Source organism: Bacillus sp. JJ1532, from assembly GCF_036965085.1.
Classification (GTDB): Bacteria; Bacillota; Bacilli; order Bacillales; family Cytobacillaceae; genus Cytobacillus.
In genome coordinates this window covers 1-17,097 of record NZ_JBALOW010000113.1, presented here as the reverse complement: position 1 = coordinate 17,097, position 17,097 = coordinate 1, and the positions used below count along the sequence as shown (strand labels likewise).

The 17,097-nt window shown below is 37.0% G+C and carries 17 protein-coding genes, 1 pseudogene and 2 riboswitches; of the genes and pseudogenes, 14 read left to right on the top strand and 4 right to left on the bottom strand.

Annotation, left to right across the window (positions count from 1 at the left end):
• Nucleotides 1-554 precede the first annotated feature (554 nt).
• Both V7122_RS23950 and glyA read left to right on the top strand, forming a co-directional pair.
• A complete protein-coding gene (locus tag V7122_RS23950) occupies nt 555-1,928 on the top strand; it encodes an amino acid permease (RefSeq protein WP_335348422.1) in 1,374 nt (457 codons plus the stop codon).
• Nucleotides 1,929-2,066: 138 nt separating this feature from the next.
• A riboswitch (glycine riboswitch) is annotated at nt 2,067-2,168 on the top strand.
• A riboswitch (glycine riboswitch) is annotated at nt 2,169-2,260 on the top strand. It begins immediately after the preceding riboswitch.
• A gap of 194 nt (nt 2,261-2,454) precedes the next feature.
• Nucleotides 2,455-3,705, top strand: a complete 1,251-nt coding sequence (gene glyA, locus V7122_RS23945) for a serine hydroxymethyltransferase (RefSeq protein ID WP_335490546.1) — start codon at nt 2,455-2,457, stop codon at nt 3,703-3,705.
• Between the two features lie 242 nt (nt 3,706-3,947).
• Here glyA and V7122_RS23940 read toward each other — a convergent pair whose 3' ends face one another.
• Together V7122_RS23940 and selD are read right to left on the bottom strand one after the other, a co-directional pair.
• Complete coding sequence (locus tag V7122_RS23940) at nt 3,948-4,685, bottom strand: arylamine N-acetyltransferase family protein (protein ID WP_335529685.1); 738 nt, start codon at nt 4,683-4,685, stop codon at nt 3,948-3,950.
• 47 nt (nt 4,686-4,732) lie between these two features.
• Complete coding sequence (gene selD / locus V7122_RS23935) at nt 4,733-5,782, bottom strand: selenide, water dikinase SelD (protein WP_335490540.1); 1,050 nt, start codon at nt 5,780-5,782, stop codon at nt 4,733-4,735.
• A 202-nt stretch (nt 5,783-5,984) separates the two neighbouring features.
• Between selD and V7122_RS25860 the strand changes: the two are divergent.
• A pseudogene (locus V7122_RS25860) lies at nt 5,985-6,179 on the top strand (SelT/SelW/SelH family protein); the annotation flags it as partial.
• A gap of 151 nt (nt 6,180-6,330) precedes the next feature.
• Nucleotides 6,331-7,734 (top strand): L-seryl-tRNA(Sec) selenium transferase, encoded by a 1,404-nt coding sequence (gene selA, locus V7122_RS23930; protein ID WP_335529682.1) that lies wholly within the window; start codon nt 6,331-6,333, stop codon nt 7,732-7,734.
• A gap of 48 nt (nt 7,735-7,782) precedes the next feature.
• Here selA and V7122_RS23925 read toward each other — a convergent pair whose 3' ends face one another.
• Entirely contained in the window at nt 7,783-7,926 is a 144-nt protein-coding gene (locus V7122_RS23925) for a small acid-soluble spore protein P (protein ID WP_335347724.1), read from the bottom strand.
• A gap of 296 nt (nt 7,927-8,222) precedes the next feature.
• Between V7122_RS23925 and V7122_RS23920 the strand changes: the two genes are divergently transcribed.
• Nucleotides 8,223-8,483: a hypothetical protein gene (locus tag V7122_RS23920; protein WP_335347725.1), complete on the top strand. Its 261-nt coding sequence runs from the start codon at nt 8,223-8,225 to the stop codon at nt 8,481-8,483.
• A 110-nt stretch (nt 8,484-8,593) separates the two neighbouring features.
• Here V7122_RS23920 and sspO read toward each other — a convergent pair whose 3' ends face one another.
• Nucleotides 8,594-8,743: a small acid-soluble spore protein O gene (gene sspO / locus V7122_RS23915; protein WP_335355103.1), complete on the bottom strand. Its 150-nt coding sequence runs from the start codon at nt 8,741-8,743 to the stop codon at nt 8,594-8,596.
• Nucleotides 8,744-9,098: 355 nt separating this feature from the next.
• On the opposite strand from sspO, the gene acnA reads away from it, so the two are divergent.
• The 9 genes from acnA to V7122_RS23870 all read left to right on the top strand — a co-directional run bounded on the left by acnA (nt 9,099) and on the right by V7122_RS23870 (nt 16,895).
• The gene (acnA, locus tag V7122_RS23910) at nt 9,099-11,807 is read left to right on the top strand and encodes an aconitate hydratase AcnA (protein ID WP_335529679.1); all 2,709 of its coding nucleotides are present in this window, start codon (nt 9,099-9,101) and stop codon (nt 11,805-11,807) included.
• 132 nt (nt 11,808-11,939) lie between these two features.
• On the top strand, nt 11,940-12,356 hold the full coding sequence (locus tag V7122_RS23905; protein ID WP_335529676.1) for a hypothetical protein: 417 nt from the start codon (nt 11,940-11,942) through the stop codon (nt 12,354-12,356).
• 43 nt (nt 12,357-12,399) lie between these two features.
• Nucleotides 12,400-12,906 (top strand): peroxiredoxin family protein, encoded by a 507-nt coding sequence (locus V7122_RS23900; RefSeq protein WP_335529673.1) that lies wholly within the window; start codon nt 12,400-12,402, stop codon nt 12,904-12,906.
• A gap of 124 nt (nt 12,907-13,030) precedes the next feature.
• Complete coding sequence (locus tag V7122_RS23895; RefSeq protein WP_315668757.1) at nt 13,031-13,162, top strand: FbpB family small basic protein; 132 nt, start codon at nt 13,031-13,033, stop codon at nt 13,160-13,162.
• 62 nt (nt 13,163-13,224) lie between these two features.
• Entirely contained in the window at nt 13,225-13,368 is a 144-nt protein-coding gene (locus V7122_RS23890; protein WP_335345802.1) for an acid-soluble spore protein N, read from the top strand.
• A gap of 63 nt (nt 13,369-13,431) precedes the next feature.
• Nucleotides 13,432-13,668 (top strand): small acid-soluble spore protein Tlp, encoded by a 237-nt coding sequence (gene tlp, locus V7122_RS23885; RefSeq protein ID WP_335355177.1) that lies wholly within the window; start codon nt 13,432-13,434, stop codon nt 13,666-13,668.
• A 112-nt stretch (nt 13,669-13,780) separates the two neighbouring features.
• Nucleotides 13,781-16,117 (top strand): AAA family ATPase, encoded by a 2,337-nt coding sequence (locus tag V7122_RS23880; protein WP_438824806.1) that lies wholly within the window; start codon nt 13,781-13,783, stop codon nt 16,115-16,117.
• 2 nt (nt 16,118-16,119) lie between these two features.
• The gene (locus V7122_RS23875; protein ID WP_335355176.1) at nt 16,120-16,551 is read left to right on the top strand and encodes an acyl-CoA thioesterase; all 432 of its coding nucleotides are present in this window, start codon (nt 16,120-16,122) and stop codon (nt 16,549-16,551) included.
• 44 nt (nt 16,552-16,595) lie between these two features.
• Entirely contained in the window at nt 16,596-16,895 is a 300-nt protein-coding gene (locus V7122_RS23870) for a hypothetical protein (RefSeq protein WP_335355175.1), read from the top strand.
• The last annotated feature ends 202 nt before the right edge of the window (nt 16,896-17,097 follow it).

The following is a 17,097-nucleotide window of genomic DNA, read 5'->3' as shown; positions in this document are numbered from 1 at the left end:
ATTATTCTGGCTAAAAAGATGGTTTAAGTTCATTTATCTATTGATTAAAATGATTTATCTATTTGAATAGCTTAAAAAATAAAATATATTAAGAAAATTCAATTGACATTATTATTCTATGCATTTATATTTTTATTATAGAGAAATAGGAAAGTGCCTATTTTTTCTTAGTTCATTATTATGTAAAAATAGCTATCTATAATAGAGGTGGCGATGCAATCAGCTAATGCTGATATCAAACTCGATTAAGTAAATAGGCAGTTGTTCACCTAGGTAAGAAGTAATCTACTCTAAAATAAATAACATTAATATTAATAATTGTAACTTTTTGTATGCGCTTACAAATGTATACCTGAGTTCCTAAAACTACTTCAATAATTCTCTACAAAAGATGACTTCTTCCTTTATTCTAGATGACTCTGTTGTTTGGATACCTGGTAAACATCTGGACCTTTGATCTTAGTCAAATATGGAAAAATTGTGCAATACTTTAATCGCGTTATTAGTTTAGTAAACAATTGTACCCACCTCGAAAAACAGGGAGTGAGAAATCTATGCATGAACAACAATTGGAGAGAGGTCTAAAGAACAGGCATGTCCAACTAATCGCCATTGGCGGGGCGATCGGAACTGGATTATTTCTTGGAGCAGGAAAATCTATTCATTTAACAGGGCCTTCAATTTTATTTGCTTATATGATTACAGGCATAGTTTGCTTTTTAATCATGCGCTCACTTGGAGAGCTGCTCTTAAGTAATCTGAAATATCATTCTTTTGTTGACTTTGTTCAAGATTATTTAGGGAATATGGCAGCATTTATCACCGGATGGACCTACTGGTTTTGCTGGATTTCAATTGCAATGGCTGACTTAACAGCAGTTGGTCTTTACTTTCAGTATTGGTTCCCTAGTGTACCACAGTGGATGCCAGCTTTAATTGCGCTTGTCGTGTTGCTCGTTATGAACCTGGCAACTGTAAAACTTTTTGGCGAATTGGAATTTTGGTTCGCATTAATTAAAATTATCGCGATTCTAGCACTAATTGTCGTTGGAATTTTTATGATTATTACTGGCTTTACCTCGAATGCAGGCACAGCTAGTCTCACGAATTTATGGAGTCACGGCGGAATGTTCCCGAATGGCTTAAATGGCTTTATTCTCTCATTCCAGATGGTCGTGTTTGCGTTTGTTGGTATTGAGCTTGTGGGACTGACAGCAGGTGAAACGAAAGATCCAGAAAAAGTAATCCCAAAAGCAATTAATAGTATTCCTATTCGGATTATTATTTTCTACATTGGTGCACTGATTGTTATTATGAGTGTATATCCGTGGAACTCGATCAACCCAATGGAAAGTCCGTTCGTTCAAGTTTTCGTAGGACTAGGTATCACAGCTGCTGCTGGTATCGTCAACTTTGTCGTTCTTACATCCGCAGCTTCTGCAGGTAATAGCGCCGTTTTTAGTACAAGCCGGATGCTATACTCTCTTGGAAAAGATAATAATGCACCTGTTCCATTTACAAAACTTGATTCCCGTAAAGTACCTTCCAATGCATTGATCTTTTCAACTGGCGTCATACTCATTTCTGTTGTTTTAAACTATGTAATGCCAGAGGGAGTATTTACACTGATTACAAGTGTTTCTACCGTATGTTTCATCTTCATTTGGGGAATTACGGTTATCAGCCATTTGAAATACCGTAAAACAAGGCCAGATTTAGCGAAAGTGAATAAATTTAAATTACCGCTTTATCCATTTTCCAATTACTTGATTCTTGCTTTCCTAGCGTTCGTTCTTGTAGTACTTGCACTAGCGGAAGATACTCGTGTTGCCTTGTTTGTAACTCCTGTTTGGTTTATTATTCTGGTTGTGATTTATAAGATTCGGCAAACAAAGGCAAATCATGAGAATAAAGGAAATGTAGCGTAAAATTTAGATGCAATGGATAAAATTCCGATTAGCATGGTGATCAACACTTTCTAAATTAATAAAGTTTTTCCAGAAAAATATTGACATATTATGATAAAACTCTTATTCTAATAATTACAAAAATTAAATATAGTACGGATGATAGTTGTGGGAGAGTGTAGTCGTCAATACCACCGAAGGAGCAAGTTCCAAAAATACCCTTGGAACTAATCTCTCAGGTAGAAGAACTACAACTGGACGTTACTCTGGAGAGCGCGTTTAATTAAACGCCACCAAAGGGGAAGACTCTTATAAAGAGTTAAACTCTCAGGTAAAAGGACAGAGAAGGGGGAGAGAGCGCATCAATACCCTTTTCTGTCCTTTTTTGTGTTCAAAAAATGACAGCAAAGCGTATTGTCTACCTGCCTTTGTCTTGGAAAAGAATAAATGTAGCTGAACAAACGATTTTTAAATTCCCAAAATTGCAAATTTATAATTTTTAAAACAGCTAGGGAAAGTCAGAATTGAAAATCAAGGAGGAATAGATATGAGTTTACGGGAAAATGATTCAACCATTTTTGAAGCGATCGAGAAGGAAAGTCACCGCCAGCATCATGCATTAGAGTTAATTGCATCAGAAAATTTTGTAAGCGATGATGTATTAGAAGCCATGGGGAGCGTATTGACTAATAAATATGCAGAAGGGTACCCAGGTAAGCGTTATTACGGTGGATGCGAAAATGTAGATGTTGTTGAAAATGTTGCTATTGAACGTTTAACTAAATTATTTGGCGCTAAATTTGCAAATGTCCAAGCTCACTCAGGTGCCCAAGCGAATACAGCTGTATTTTTTGCCTTGCTTCAGCCAGGCGATAAAATTATGGGAATGAATTTATCACACGGTGGGCATCTAACCCATGGAAGTCCGGTAAACATGTCAGGAAAATGGTTTGAGGTTGTGTCTTATGGAGTAAGAGAAGATAATCACCTGATCGATTATGATGAACTTGAAGCAATTGCTGAAAAAGAACAGCCAAAATTAATTATTGCTGGCGGAAGCGCATATACAAGAATAATTGATTTTGCCCGATTTAGAGAAATTGCCGATAAAGTTGGCGCAAAATTGATGGTTGATATGGCGCATATTGCAGGACTTGTTGCTGCAGGTCTACATCCTTCACCTATTCCGTTTGCAGATGTCGTGACTAGCACAACGCATAAAACATTAAGAGGTCCACGTGGCGGTATTATTTTGACGAATGATGAAGATATAATTAAAGCTATTAATAAAGCCGTGTTCCCTGGAATTCAAGGCGGCCCACAAATGCATATTATTGCTGCGAAGGCTGTTGCATTTAATGAAGCATTGCAGCAAAGTTTTAAAGAGTATGCTAAACAAGTCATCGAAAATGCAAAAACGCTTGGTCAAGAGTTAGTGAAAGAAGGAGCAGCCCTCGTTTCTGGAGGAACTGATAATCATATCGTATTACTAGATGTTCGCCCTTGGGATTTAACAGGCAAAGAGGCGGAAAAGCTGCTTGAAGAAGCAGGCATCACCGTCAACAAAAACACAATCCCATACGATCCGCAAAGTCCGTTTGTTACAAGCGGAATCCGCATGGGTACACCTGCTTTAACGACACGCGGAATGAAAAAAGAAGAAATGGTTGAAATTGCGAAAATTATCGCATCTGTTTTAAAGAGTAAAGGGGATCCAGCTGTTTTAGAAAAAGCAAAAGAACAAACAAAAACGATTTGTGTCAGGTATCCACTTTTTCAAAAACCAGTGCTTGTGTAAGTATGACCATGTTAAGATGGGCTAAGCCGCTATCGGGTTCTGTTACCAATCACAAACAATAAAAAAAATGACTATCAATTGTTTACTAATTTGATAGTCATTTTTTATTGGTTTCGTAGCGATTTTTATGTCATAAGCTGCTTAAACTATAATTTATAGGTATCTGTATGCTGTAGGTCTACCTTCCATTTTAGAAGAGGTAATATGATACTGTTTTACCTCAAGTTATGAAAAAAATTATATTAAATCGTAATTAGAAATACTTCTTTTAAAAACTGATTTTTTTCTTTTTCAGTTAAATCCCACTTATTTTTCTGCCTGTTTTTAGTTTCAGTAACTGTTAAACCATTTAACGTAATTCTGCCGGTCTTTGTTGCGATAGTTACAATATCTCCATGTGTAAATGATGAATCAGGGGATGTTTGATTGTAAAGTAAGCCTTCAGTGAACTCACCGATTTGTTTTGGTAAGTCAGAAAACCGATATAATATTTTCCACTCCTGCTCTTCATATCTTTGGAGATCGTAAATCGTATCAGCTGTTTTATTGACCCTATAGGTCCCACTCACATCAGTACGTTCTTCACCAGTTAATGGTACAGGCTGTCTGACAGAGTCACCGAATCCAACATCAACAAGATAGGGCTTATCGAGCTGAACAATGATTGCGGCATGGGTATCTTGTTTTGCCCATCCGGTTGACTTATTGACCGTACAAGCAATTAAATGAGACTTAAAGCCGAGCTCGGTTAATAATTGCTGGAAAAGACCATTTAGTTCATAGCAATAACCGCCGCGATGCAGGCCAATTACTTTATTGTAAATTCGGTATATGGCTAATTCAATATTAATCTTTCTTGTAACATCGAGATTTTCAAAAGGGATCTTTTCCATGTGATTCTTTTGCAATAATGATAGGTAGTCAAGCGTTGGAGAACTTTTCTCAACAACCAATCTCTTTAAATATTCTCGAACTTCCATGAAAACCATCCTTTAAAAATGATTTTTGAGTAAAAGGGAAGCAATTATTATTTGACGTAAATTAATTTATCCTTTTTAGAAACTACCTTGCCAATAATGGACGCATATGGCAATCCAGCTTCATGTAATTTTGATATATAGTCGGTCGCCTGATTTTCCGGCATTGAAACAAGCAACCCTCCAGAAGTAATCGCGTCACATAATATTAATTGGTTTTCAAAGGAGATATTATCGTATTGTACATCCTCAATAAGCCATTTATGGTTCGCTTTAGAGCCCCCTGGGACGATTCCTTGTTCAGCAAGCTTGTATGTACCGTCTAAAAGCGGAACCTTATCGAAATAAACTTCAAAGCTTACATCACTTCCACGAGACATTTCACTTCCATGTCCAAGTAATCCGAACCCGGTTACGTCTGTTACAGCATGGGGTTCAAAGGCAGTCAAAATTTCTGCAGCCGTTTTATTTAACAAGGCCATTGTATCGGTAACCGCTCGTTCTTGATCCTCTGTAACAGCACCCCTTTTGATCCCAGTCGTCAAAATCCCAACACCAATTGGTTTTGTTAAAACAAGGGAATCCCCTGGTTTTGCACCGACATTTTTCCAGAAACGTTCTGGATGAACAATCCCTGTGACAGACAACCCAAATTTAGGTTCCTGATCATCAACAGAATGCCCGCCAACCGTAATGGCCCCAGCCTCATTCACTTTATCGGCTGCACCTCTTAAAATCTCAGCCAGCATATCTGGTCCAAGTTTTTTTACAGGATAGCCAACAATATTAAGCACTGTTTTTGGCTGACCGCCCATCGCATATACATCACTTAATGCATTTGCGGCGGCAATTTGACCAAACATGTATGGATCATCAACAATTGGAGTGAAATAATCAACTGTTTGAATTAAAGCTATGGAATCGGTTAATTGATATACACCAGCATCATCTGATGTTTCATGGCCGACAAGCAGCTCAGGTACTCGTTCTTGCTTTGGTAATAGACGCAAAACTTGCGTCAAGTCCTCTGGACCAATTTTGCAGCCTCAGCCGGCTTTTGTTGACAAGGAAGTCAACCGAATTTTTTCATGCTCGCTCATTTTGCCACCTCCACACTCAGTATACCTTTATTTAACAATAAAATCACAAAATTAATACTGATTGTTTGCGGAAGAAACGTGATTATAATAAAATGGGGCATATATAAAATATGAATATTTAAAAAATGTTTTTGAAGGAGGCCGAAGTTTGAATAAATTAAAAATCATTATTGAATTTTGCATGATGTGAAATTATGCACCTAAAGCTGCGCGTGCCGCAGAAGAATTACTAACACATTTCCGTCATGATATAGAAAAATTAGAGCTCATACCTAGCAAAGGCGGAGTATTTGAAGTGATTGTAAACGGAGAAAAGATCTACTCAAAAGATGAAATTGGATTATTTCCAAAAACAAATGATCTTATAGAAAAAATACAGAGCAAATTTGTAGAATAAACCTTCTTCTAAATGAGGAAGGTTTTTTTACTCCTAATTTCAAACAAATAATATTATTATGTAAACTAAATCTATTTTCATTGCTAATAGGATGGAGAATTTTGCTAGTAAATAATGATATAATAGTTTAATGAGGATTGGAGTGAAAGCTGTGAAACAGTTGCTAAGAAATATTCCCCCTGTGCATGAGCTGCAAAAAGACAATCGTTTTAATCTGTTGGCAGAAACTCACGGGATTGATTTTATACATATGACGAATCAGCTTAAAATTGTACTTTCTGAAGTTCGAGAAGAATTGACTTTAAATAAATGGTTTGGCGCAGTACCTGGCAGCAAGGATTTCATCGATGAGATTTTTAATAGGCTAGAGGCTGCCCTGCTTAAACAACTAAATTACACATTAAAGCGTGTGATTAATGCGACAGGGACAATCCTTCACACAAATCTTGGCAGAGCACGATTAAGTGATCACGCCGCCCAGCACATGCTTGAAATAGCCCTTCATTATTCCAATTTAGAGTATCAATTGGAGGAAGGAAAGCGCGGCTCCAGACATAGTCATGTAGAAGCGCTGATTAAGGAGCTAACCGGTGCAGAAGCGGCGATGGTTGTAAATAATAATGCCGCTGCTGTTTATTTGATATTGAAGGCTTTAGCGAAAAATAAGGAAGTAGTCGTATCACGCGGTCAGCTCGTTGAAATAGGCGGATCCTTCAGAATCTCCTCCATTATGGGAGAAAGCGGGGCAGAGCTTGTTGAAGTTGGAACAACCAATAAAACACATCTTGCTGACTATGAAAATGCGATTACTGAACAAACAGCGATGATATTAAAAGTACATACTAGTAATTTTAAAGTAATCGGGTTTACAAAAGCAGTTGGAACAGAAGAATTAGCAAAGCTCTCCAGGGAAAAAAACATCATTTTCTATGAGGATTTGGGAAGCGGGGCTCTCTACGATTTTCAAAAACATGGTATCGGTGAGGAACCTGTTGTGAAAGATGTAATTAAGCAGGGGGCAGATATAGTTTCCTTTAGCGGAGATAAGCTATTAGGAGGTCCGCAAGCTGGAATTATTGCCGGTAAGAAAGAGTTAATTAGCCTAATAAAAAAACACCAGCTTTCTCGTGTTTTGAGGGTGGATAAAATGACTCTTGCAGCTCTCGAGGGGACATTGCTGGATTATGTTAAAGGGGATGAGGGGTTAAAAAATATCCCTGTTATTAGAGATATTTTAGTATCACAAGATGATCTTAGGGTAAGGACAGAGGCCTTTATTAAAAAATTGTTATGCTCTTCTGATCAATATATCCTTTCTATTATGGAAAGTTTTGCACAAATAGGGGGAGGGACGATGCCAGAGGTTAGTCTTCCTTCATTTGTTTCTGTCATTAAGCACAAAAAATGGGAAGCAGAGCAGCTTGCTAAAAAATTAAGAACAGAATTCTCTCCTGCCATAGTTGTGCGTATTCAGAAAGAAGAAGTATTAATTGATTTAAGAACCGTTTCAGCGGATGAAGAAGCTTATATATTAGAAGCACTTCAGGCCCTATAAGCCTTTACAAAAAGCGTTCTCCAAAAAAACTTGGGGAACGCTTTTTTTTTACATATCATGGCTGGAATTGTTTTTTTGTCTCGTATGATTTCTGTTTTTCACCTTTTTTGATCCGCTTAACGGTTCGGGCTGTCCGGAATTATCTCCTTTAGGTGCATTTTTTCGCATATCCTTACTATCGTTCTTATTCATTTAAACATCCCTCCTAACAAATAGCATGGAAGGAAGCCGAAAAATTATACAGAATATTTTTTTTGATGACTGCACAATTTAACTTTATTCAGCATAAGTTTTCACCTTTATGGATGAAGCTGAATCCAAATGGGTATCTAATTCAGTGAGGATTCAAGCCTGGCTGAATTAAGTTGCCTCCGGCGGATGCCTCAGATTTTTAAAGGAATTTATCGAGTGTTGCTCGATAAAAATCTGGGCGCAAATACGCCAAGGCGAATTTGATAATTTATTTAAATAAAGGAGTGAAACAGGGGATGCCATATAATAAGAATAAACAGCAAGCATTTCAGGCTGCACAGCAGGGAATGGAGGATGCGCAGGAGCTCTATTATGAAATTGTTAGGGATTCTGCCAATTACGGTCATCAGCTTAAGCATCTAAAACAAGAAGTAAACGAAGCTTACGAACAAATTGAAAATGCACTCGAGGTTGCATCTGAAACGCAGAGAATGCAGTTAGAAAAATTCCAGCAGGACTTAAGCACAATCGTTAATGAAGTAAATCAATACCATTAATATAGGATGTCAATTAAATAGCTGATAAAGGAAGCGATAAGAGATTCGCTTCCTTTTTCGTTTTTCGCCGATTAATCCAGATAGATCCTCCGCTGTATTTAAAACTTCCTTTATTTATTTTTCTTTCGCTTTTTATTATTTTGCTTCTGCATCTCTGATAAAGGCTCATTTGAAAATTCTTCATTATACCCTGCACCCATTCCTTGCCCTTTTGCCGCATTCATCCCTGGAACAATATGATTAGATTTCCTTTTTGCCACTACATTCACCTCCAACAGTTATTTTTTGCAAATTTCTTCAAATTATGTCGATTCTATATTCCTTTTTTTATTATTTTTTAAGTGAATATATTTTGGTAACATAATATACTTATTTGTACAAATGTTAATGACAAAGAAAAAATCACTATAATATATGTTATTTCATGGAAATAGATGTATTATCGTTTTTGATATAAGAAAAACTTATCAAAAACAATAACTTTCTTGTTATTTACTTATGTCACACATTGTATTAAGATTATTGTTGAGAAGAGTAGATGGTCAAAAATCCCATCTATTCGACAAATTTCTAAATCTTTATATTTGATTAAATATGTAAAAGGGGGATAAACCCATGGTGAAAAATGATGTATTTAATGCCCGTAAGTCATTTGAATTAGACGGGAAGCGTTATCATTATTATCATTTAGGTGCTTTAGAAAAAGCTGGTATCGGCAATGTAGCAAATCTGCCGTACTCTATTAAAGTATTATTAGAATCTGTTCTTCGTCAATTTGACGGTCGTGTTATTACGCAAGAACATGTAGAAAACTTAGCAAAATGGGGCACGGATGAAGTTAAAGAGGTTGACGTACCATTCAAACCTTCACGTGTAATCCTGCAAGACTTTACTGGAGTTCCTGCGGTTGTAGATTTAGCATCTCTTCGCAAGGCTATGGCAGACATGGGGGGAGACCCAGATAAAATCAACCCTCTTAAGCCAGTTGACCTTGTTATTGACCACTCTGTTCAAGTTGACCAATTCGGTTCTCCTGAAGCATTAGATGCTAATATGAAGCTTGAATTTGAAAGAAATGCGGAGCGTTATCAATTCCTAAGCTGGGCACAAAAAGCGTTCGATAACTACCGTGCTGTACCGCCTGCTACAGGTATCGTTCACCAAGTAAACCTTGAGTATCTTGCAAGTGTTGTTCATGCAATTGAAAATGAAGATGGAGAATTCGAAGCATTCCCAGACACATTAGTAGGTACTGATTCCCATACAACTATGATCAACGGTATTGGTGTTCTTGGCTGGGGTGTTGGAGGAATTGAAGCGGAAGCTGGAATGCTTGGACAGCCTTCATATTTCCCTGTACCTGAAGTTGTAGGTGTGAAGCTAATTGGAGAACTTCCAGACGGAGCAACGGCTACTGACTTAGCATTAAAAGTAACACAAGTTCTTCGTGCACATGGTGTTGTCGGAAAATTTGTTGAATTTTTTGGTCCTGGCGTCACTGAACTGCCGCTTGCTGACCGCGCAACAATTGCTAACATGGCACCTGAATATGGTGCAACTTGCGGATTCTTCCCAGTTGACGCGGAATCACTTGAATACATGCGCTTAACTGGCCGTTCTGAGGAACAAATTAAATTAGTAGAAACATACTCTAAAGAAAATGGATTATTCTTCGATCCTTCATTAGAGCCAGTTTATACAAATGTTGTAGAGATTAATCTTTCTGATATCGAAGCAAACCTTTCTGGTCCAAAGCGTCCACAGGACTTAATTCCACTTTCAGCGATGAAACAGGAATTTAACAAAGCATTAACTGCTCCACAAGGCAACCAAGGCTTTGGTTTAGATGGAAAGGAAATTGATAAGGAAGTAACAGTTAAATTCAATAATGGCGATACAACAGAAATGAAAACAGGTGCTGTTGCAATTGCTGCCATTACGAGCTGTACAAATACTTCTAACCCATATGTATTAGTTGGTGCTGGTTTAGTTGCGAAAAAAGCCGTTGAACTTGGCATGGAAGTTCCAAAGTTTGTTAAGACTTCTTTAGCACCAGGTTCTAAAGTTGTAACTGGTTACCTTCGTGATTCAGGTCTTCAGCCTTATCTAGATCAATTAGGTTTTAACATTGTTGGTTATGGCTGTACTACTTGTATCGGTAACTCTGGACCACTTAAAGAAGAAATCGAAAAGGCTATCGCTGAAAGCGATCTTTTAGTAACATCAGTTCTTTCTGGTAACCGTAACTTTGAAGGACGTATTCATCCATTAGTAAAAGCTAACTACTTGGCTTCACCACCGTTAGTTGTTGCTTATGCGTTAGCTGGCACAGTGGATATTGACCTTCAGAAGGATGCTATTGGAAAAGATAAAGATGGAAATGACGTGTTCTTTAAAGATATTTGGCCAACTACTGCTGAGGTAAATGAAGTTGTTAAGCAAACGGTAACACCAGAATTATTCCGTAAAGAATATGAGAATGTATTTGGTGACAATGCTCTTTGGAATAAAATCCAAACAAGCAGTGAGCCGCTTTATTCTTTCGATGAAACATCAACATATATCCAAAATCCTCCTTTCTTTGAAGGGTTAAAGGCAGATCCGGATGAAGTGAAGCCATTAAATAGTCTTCGCGTAGTTGGTAAGTTTGGCGATTCTGTTACGACTGACCATATTTCTCCTGCTGGTGCAATTGGCAAGAATACACCTGCTGGTAAATATTTATTAGAAAACGGAGTAGAGGTACGTGACTTTAACTCTTATGGTTCTCGCCGTGGTAACCATGAAGTAATGATGCGTGGAACATTTGCTAATATTCGTATCCGTAACCAAATTGCTCCAGGAACAGAAGGCGGTTTCACTACTCACTGGCCAACTGGTGAAGTGATGTCCATTTACGATGCTTGCATGAAGTACAAAGAAGAAGATACTGGTCTTGTTGTTCTAGCAGGTAAAGATTATGGAATGGGCTCTTCACGTGACTGGGCTGCAAAGGGTACAAATTTACTTGGAATTAAGACAGTTATTGCTGAAAGCTACGAGCGTATTCACCGTTCTAACCTTGTATTGATGGGGGTTCTTCCACTTCAATTCAAAGATGGTGATAGTGCAGAAACTCTTGGTTTAACAGGAAAAGAAACAATCGATGTTCAAATCGATGAAAATGTAAGACCACGTGATCTAGTAAAGGTAACTGCAACTGATGAAGAAGGCAATAAGAAAGAATTTGAAGTTCTTGTTCGTTTCGATTCAGAAGTAGAAATCGATTACTACCGTCATGGCGGGATTTTACAAATGGTTCTACGTGAAAAATTAGCTAATTAATTTAGTATACAAATAGCGCGTGGGGTTTCAAATGTTGAAACCTCACGCGCTTTTTTGTTCAAGCACTTATTTTTACAAACATAAAGGACTCTTGTATGTTTATAGAAAGAAAATGTGATTAGGAGGAAAGAGATGGGTGCAATTATGTTTGGCCCCTTTATGCTGAAATATGAATGGATTATTTTTTTTCTTGCCGGTATGACTGCTTATTTATTTATGAAATTCATGTCAAAAGAGGATCGTTCATTTCAGGAACTCTTTTTAAGTTCATTTTTAAACGCTGTTCTGATTGGATTTATCGTTTATAAATTTAGTTCCGTTATTTTTCAGCCAACGATTATTATAGAAGAGCCATTATCCATTCTTTATTCAACTGGCGGAACAAAGGGCAAACTGCTCGGCCTATTAATCGCAGTTATTTATTTTTATACAAAATATCGAAAAGGAAGCTGGCCGCTTAAGAACTGGTTTACGCATATTGTTTATGGAATTGTCACATTTTTCGTTGCTTTTTGGCTGTTCAGAACCTTATTTTTTCTGCTTGTCTAGGTTACAATACGATTAAATAGATAATAAGGGTGTTGAACAGCAAATGATTAAAAAGATCGTAGCAGCAAGTATTATTTTTGGCTTGATGGCAGCAGCAATTGTTCACGCGATGGATAAGGAAGAACCGAAAACGGAGAACCTTCCAGGGCTAAAGGTTGGATTAAAAGCACCTGATTTTGAATTAAAAAACTTAGATGGCGAAACAGTAAGGCTATCCGATTATAGAGGGAAAAAGGTGATCTTAAATTTTTGGGCAACATGGTGTCCTCCATGTAAAGCGGAAATGCCTGCAATGCAAAAGTTTCACGAAGAAGTCGGTGATAAAATAATTATACTGGCTGTTAATATTGATCCTGAGTATGATGTTGCTGGGTTTGCCAAGCAGATGGATATTCATTTTCCTATTCTTCTCGATGATAAAGATGAGGTAAATACTGCATATAAAATCTTAACCATTCCAACGACTTTCTTTATTAATGAAAAAGGGATTATTACACATAAGCATTTAAGTGCAATGACAATTGACATGATGAGAGAATATACAAAATAAGAATTCATCAGCTTATGCTGATGTTTTTCTTTTGTAAAATAAAATTTTCGAAAATTTGTAATAATTAAAACGGTTATTGACCATAATAAAAGTTAATATAGGTTTAAAGGAAGGTGACATAAAAATGAGAAAACCACGAAAACGCTCATTCGCCGAACTTGTTTCAGAAAATAAGCGACAAATATTAAAAGATCAGGCAGCAATGGAAAAAATTGAAGAGCGATTAGAAGAAAAGCGATTAAATAAAGCGGAATAACATTCTTTACCATAAATGCCCCCCTCCTCTACTGGACATACTTTTAATGAGGAGGGATTCTTATGAGTAATCCGAAACGAGAATCTGTGCAATATAATCCTAATCATATTGGGACAAAATCGCGCAGCTTTGGTGGAAATAAGGGGAAAAAAATGCAAAGCAATACTGGCGGAGTTCCCCAAGTAATACAAACAAAAGGTGAATAGCTTTCCTTTGAAACGACATACTAACTTTGTATCAGCACATCTTCAATAGGAGGTTATTTATTTATGGCTTATGAAAATAAACCTAAACCAGATGATCGCAGTGACAATGTTGAAAAACTAAATACGATGGTTGAAAACACAATTGAAAATATGAATGATGCTGAAGAAACGATGCAGTTTGCTGATGGAGAAGAGCGTGCAAAAATTGCCGCTAAAAATGAGCGCCGTAAGGAAAGTATTGAAGCAATGCGTGCGGAAATTCAAGATGAAAGCCAGGCACGGCAAAATGGTTATAAATAAATAAGCTACATTTAGAAGACCTGATCCCAAAGATCAGGTCTTCTTTTAATTCATATTTTTTTCCCTATCATTAAGTATGATATGATAGTTGTGGACTATAAAAGAAGAAGTGATGCAGATGGAAAAACAAAGACAGAACAAGTATATGAACAGTCAAATAAGGAATTGGGAATTGGAGTTTCAGCATAATGGTTATATTGAAAATGAAGCTGCAATATTAGCCTTCATCAAAACGTTAAATCAGAATGAAAATAGGGAACTAGTTTCAGAATTACTATCGCTCGCCGGTCGTTCAAGACTAGCAAAAGCAAAGGAAGATACTCTTGGTCTTGCGTGGATACAAAAAGCATATAGCTTAAATCCACATCATTCTAAAGCGGCTGAGATCATCGAACAAATGAATTGGAAAAACAAAGAAGTTTTATTAGATATTTTGTCGTTTCCTCCGCTTCGAGAAACAGATAATAAACAAGCGAAATTGCAAACCGTTAATCAGATTCAAGAACAATGTAGGATGTTTTTAGATCAAGCTGAAGAGGAGCGGGAGCAACTTACCAAAACTCAAGATAAACTGACGGATGACCATTTGATCAAATTATATTCAAGCATGGATATACTGTTAGATAAGGCTGAGGAGGAGACGTTAAAGCTTCTTAAAGCAAGTGAAGAATACATACAATCCGTTGTGGGAGTCTTTTATCACTCTTCGTATTACGCTGAAATGAAAGAAACTTTAGACCGGATTGAAGAGATTAAGACGAGCTGGGAATTGCTATTTAAAGAGGAATCATTAGAAGTTGAAACTGCAGCAAACCCACTGGAAGAATTGGAGAAATTGATCGGATTAGAACATGTTAAAGGGCGAGTAAGAGATTTTTACCGATATTTAAAGTATCAGAAGGATAGAAAAGCACTTGGTTTTCAATTAAAAGATGAATTAAGCCTGCATATGATTTTGACAGGAAACCCAGGAACTGGGAAATCGACATTAGCAAGGTTACTGGCAAAAATTTATTATCACCTTGGTTCATTATCTAAAGAAGCTGTAGTAGAAGTCGATCGTTCACAGCTAGTCGGCGCTTTTGTTGGGCAAACGGAAGAAAACGTACGGGCTGCAGTCCAAAAAGCACTTGGAGGAGTATTATTTATTGATGAGGCTTATAGTTTAAGAAGAGAAGGACAATCAAGCAATGATTATGGGCAAACGGTCATTGATACCCTCGTGTCATTAATGACAGGCCAAGAATATGGCGGGAAATTTGCTGTTATTATGGCCGGATACCCAGATGAGATGCGTCAGTTCCTTGATGCAAATCCTGGGTTAAGAAGTCGTTTTCCTCAATCGAATTTTATCCATCTGCCTGACTATTCAAATGATGAGCTCATTCAGATTGCCGATAAACTTGCTTTAGATAATGACTATGTTCTGACTGCTGAGGCAAAACAGGAGCTTGAAAAAAGGATTGAAATGGAAAGGGTAGATGATACGTTTGGAAATGCCCGGGCTGTAAAAAACATTGTCTTAGATGCTATTTTTAATAAAGGTGCTCATATTGATGATGGCGACAATTCCATATTAGATTATTCACTGCTCGATAATACAGATTTTGAAATGACTGCATGTGATGCGCCAATAAATCCTAAAAAACAATTAATGAATTTAATCGGTCTTCAAACGGTAAAAAACGAAGTGAATATGTTAACATCATTTGTAAGGATGCAGCAAATTAGAAGAGAAAAGGGACTTCCAGTCGTACCAATCCAGCTTCATTCAGTTTTTATTGGAAACCCGGGAACAGGAAAGACTACCGTTGCCAAAATTTATGCAGAGCTTTTAAAGGAATGCGGATTTTTAAAAAGAGGGCATTTAATTGTTGCAAGCCGAGCGGATTTTGTCGCTGGATATGTCGGACAAACTGCGATTAAAACGAAAAAGAAATTGAAAGAAGCACTTGGCGGAGTCCTCTTTATTGATGAAGCCTATTCCTTATTATCTGGAGTTCAAGGTGACTTTGGCAAGGAAGTCATTGATACTCTAGTTGATGAAATGACAAAGCATAATGAGAACTTAGTTGTCATATTAGCAGGTTATCCGAACGAAATGGAGGCCTTGCTGCATAGTAATCCGGGGTTGAAATCAAGATTTAAAAAGTTTCTCTATTTTAATGATTACACTGCGGAAGAGCTGCTCCAAATTATGATCAATTATGCTTCACAATTTCAATACGAAATAACAGGAAGTGCGATTGAGTATCTTAAAGAGGAACTTAAGGGAATATCCATAAACGGTAATGGACGATTTGCAACAAATCTAACGGATGAAACAATTCAATCCCAAGCAATGAGGATTCTTGCTGGAGACGATAAGGATACGCTGTTACAGAATGTATCCTATCTTGAAAAAGAAGATTTTGAAACAGCTCTCAAAAGAATGGGAAATGGGGAATAAACATGTTAGTATCAACAAGGGAAATTGAAGTAAGATACGCTGAAACGGACCAAATGGGTGTTGTTTACCATGCTAACTATTTAATTTGGATGGAATTAGGCCGAACCCAGCTCATTAAGGATTTAGGTTTTAATTATGCAGAGATGGAGAAGGATGGGATTATTTCACCTGTCCTAGATATTCAAGCATCCTATAAGAAGCCGCTGCATTATGGTGAAAACGCAATAATAAAAACTTGGATTGAGGAGTATGATGGATTGCGGGTCAGCTATGGCTACGAAATATATACAGAAGAAGGAGAACTTGCTGTTACAGGGATATCCAAGCATGTTTGTGTCAAAAAGGAATCATTCCGCCCAATATCTGTTAAGAAACATTACCCAATTTGGCATGAGGCCTATGAAAAGGCAAAAAAGCATTCTGTTAATGTGTGAAATTTCCTTCTAAATTATTAATATTAAAGAGGAGAGATGCATCTTTGGCATTTGGCATAAAAAAGGAAGAACTGGACGAATGGAAAAGAAAAATCGATCTGGGAGACATCGCTTTTTTAACCCATTATTGGCTAGATGATCGCTTTCCAGACTGTACAACCGTCACCAAAGTTGGATGTAATGATATGGAAAAACTAGTAAAATGGGGAAAGAAGTACGGATTAAGAGCTGAATGGATACATCAACGGAAGGATGGCTATTCACATTATGATCTTTTAGGTGAGAGGCAGGCTGAAATTCTTGAAAGAGAAGGATTGTTAGAGCAAATTTGGAAATTAAAGTAGTGATAGCGTATATTTTTCCTTTAATACAAATTAACGCTTAAATAAACTTGGTGATAAAAATGTCTAAACCCTTGGTATATATGGGATTGGACATTTTTTTATTATATCATATTTACCGTTAAGAAGGATAAAAGCCATATAGTTGAAGAAAATAATTTTCCTATACAAATTTTCTATTTTGTATGGTTACATAGAATTTCTA

Bases quoted from the DNA above. Each gene is read 5' to 3' on its own strand.
- glyA (WP_335490546.1), top strand. From the start codon at position 2,455: ATGAGTTTACGGGAAAATGATTCAACCATTTTTGAAGCGATCGAGAAG.
- V7122_RS23875 (WP_335355176.1), top strand. From the start codon at position 16,120: ATGTTAGTATCAACAAGGGAAATTGAAGTAAGATACGCTGAAACGGAC.
- V7122_RS23950 (WP_335348422.1), top strand. From the start codon at position 555: ATGCATGAACAACAATTGGAGAGAGGTCTAAAGAACAGGCATGTCCAA.
- V7122_RS23890 (WP_335345802.1), top strand. From the start codon at position 13,225: ATGAGTAATCCGAAACGAGAATCTGTGCAATATAATCCTAATCATATT.
- V7122_RS23940 (WP_335529685.1), bottom strand. From the start codon at position 4,685: ATGGAAGTTCGAGAATATTTAAAGAGATTGGTTGTTGAGAAAAGTTCT.
- acnA (WP_335529679.1), top strand. From the start codon at position 9,099: ATGGTGAAAAATGATGTATTTAATGCCCGTAAGTCATTTGAATTAGAC.
- V7122_RS23880 (WP_438824806.1), top strand. From the start codon at position 13,781: ATGCAGATGGAAAAACAAAGACAGAACAAGTATATGAACAGTCAAATA.
- V7122_RS23900 (WP_335529673.1), top strand. From the start codon at position 12,400: ATGATTAAAAAGATCGTAGCAGCAAGTATTATTTTTGGCTTGATGGCA.
- V7122_RS23905 (WP_335529676.1), top strand. From the start codon at position 11,940: ATGGGTGCAATTATGTTTGGCCCCTTTATGCTGAAATATGAATGGATT.
- V7122_RS23920 (WP_335347725.1), top strand. From the start codon at position 8,223: ATGCCATATAATAAGAATAAACAGCAAGCATTTCAGGCTGCACAGCAG.
- V7122_RS23925 (WP_335347724.1), bottom strand. From the start codon at position 7,926: ATGAATAAGAACGATAGTAAGGATATGCGAAAAAATGCACCTAAAGGA.
- V7122_RS23895 (WP_315668757.1), top strand. From the start codon at position 13,031: ATGAGAAAACCACGAAAACGCTCATTCGCCGAACTTGTTTCAGAAAAT.
- tlp (WP_335355177.1), top strand. From the start codon at position 13,432: ATGGCTTATGAAAATAAACCTAAACCAGATGATCGCAGTGACAATGTT.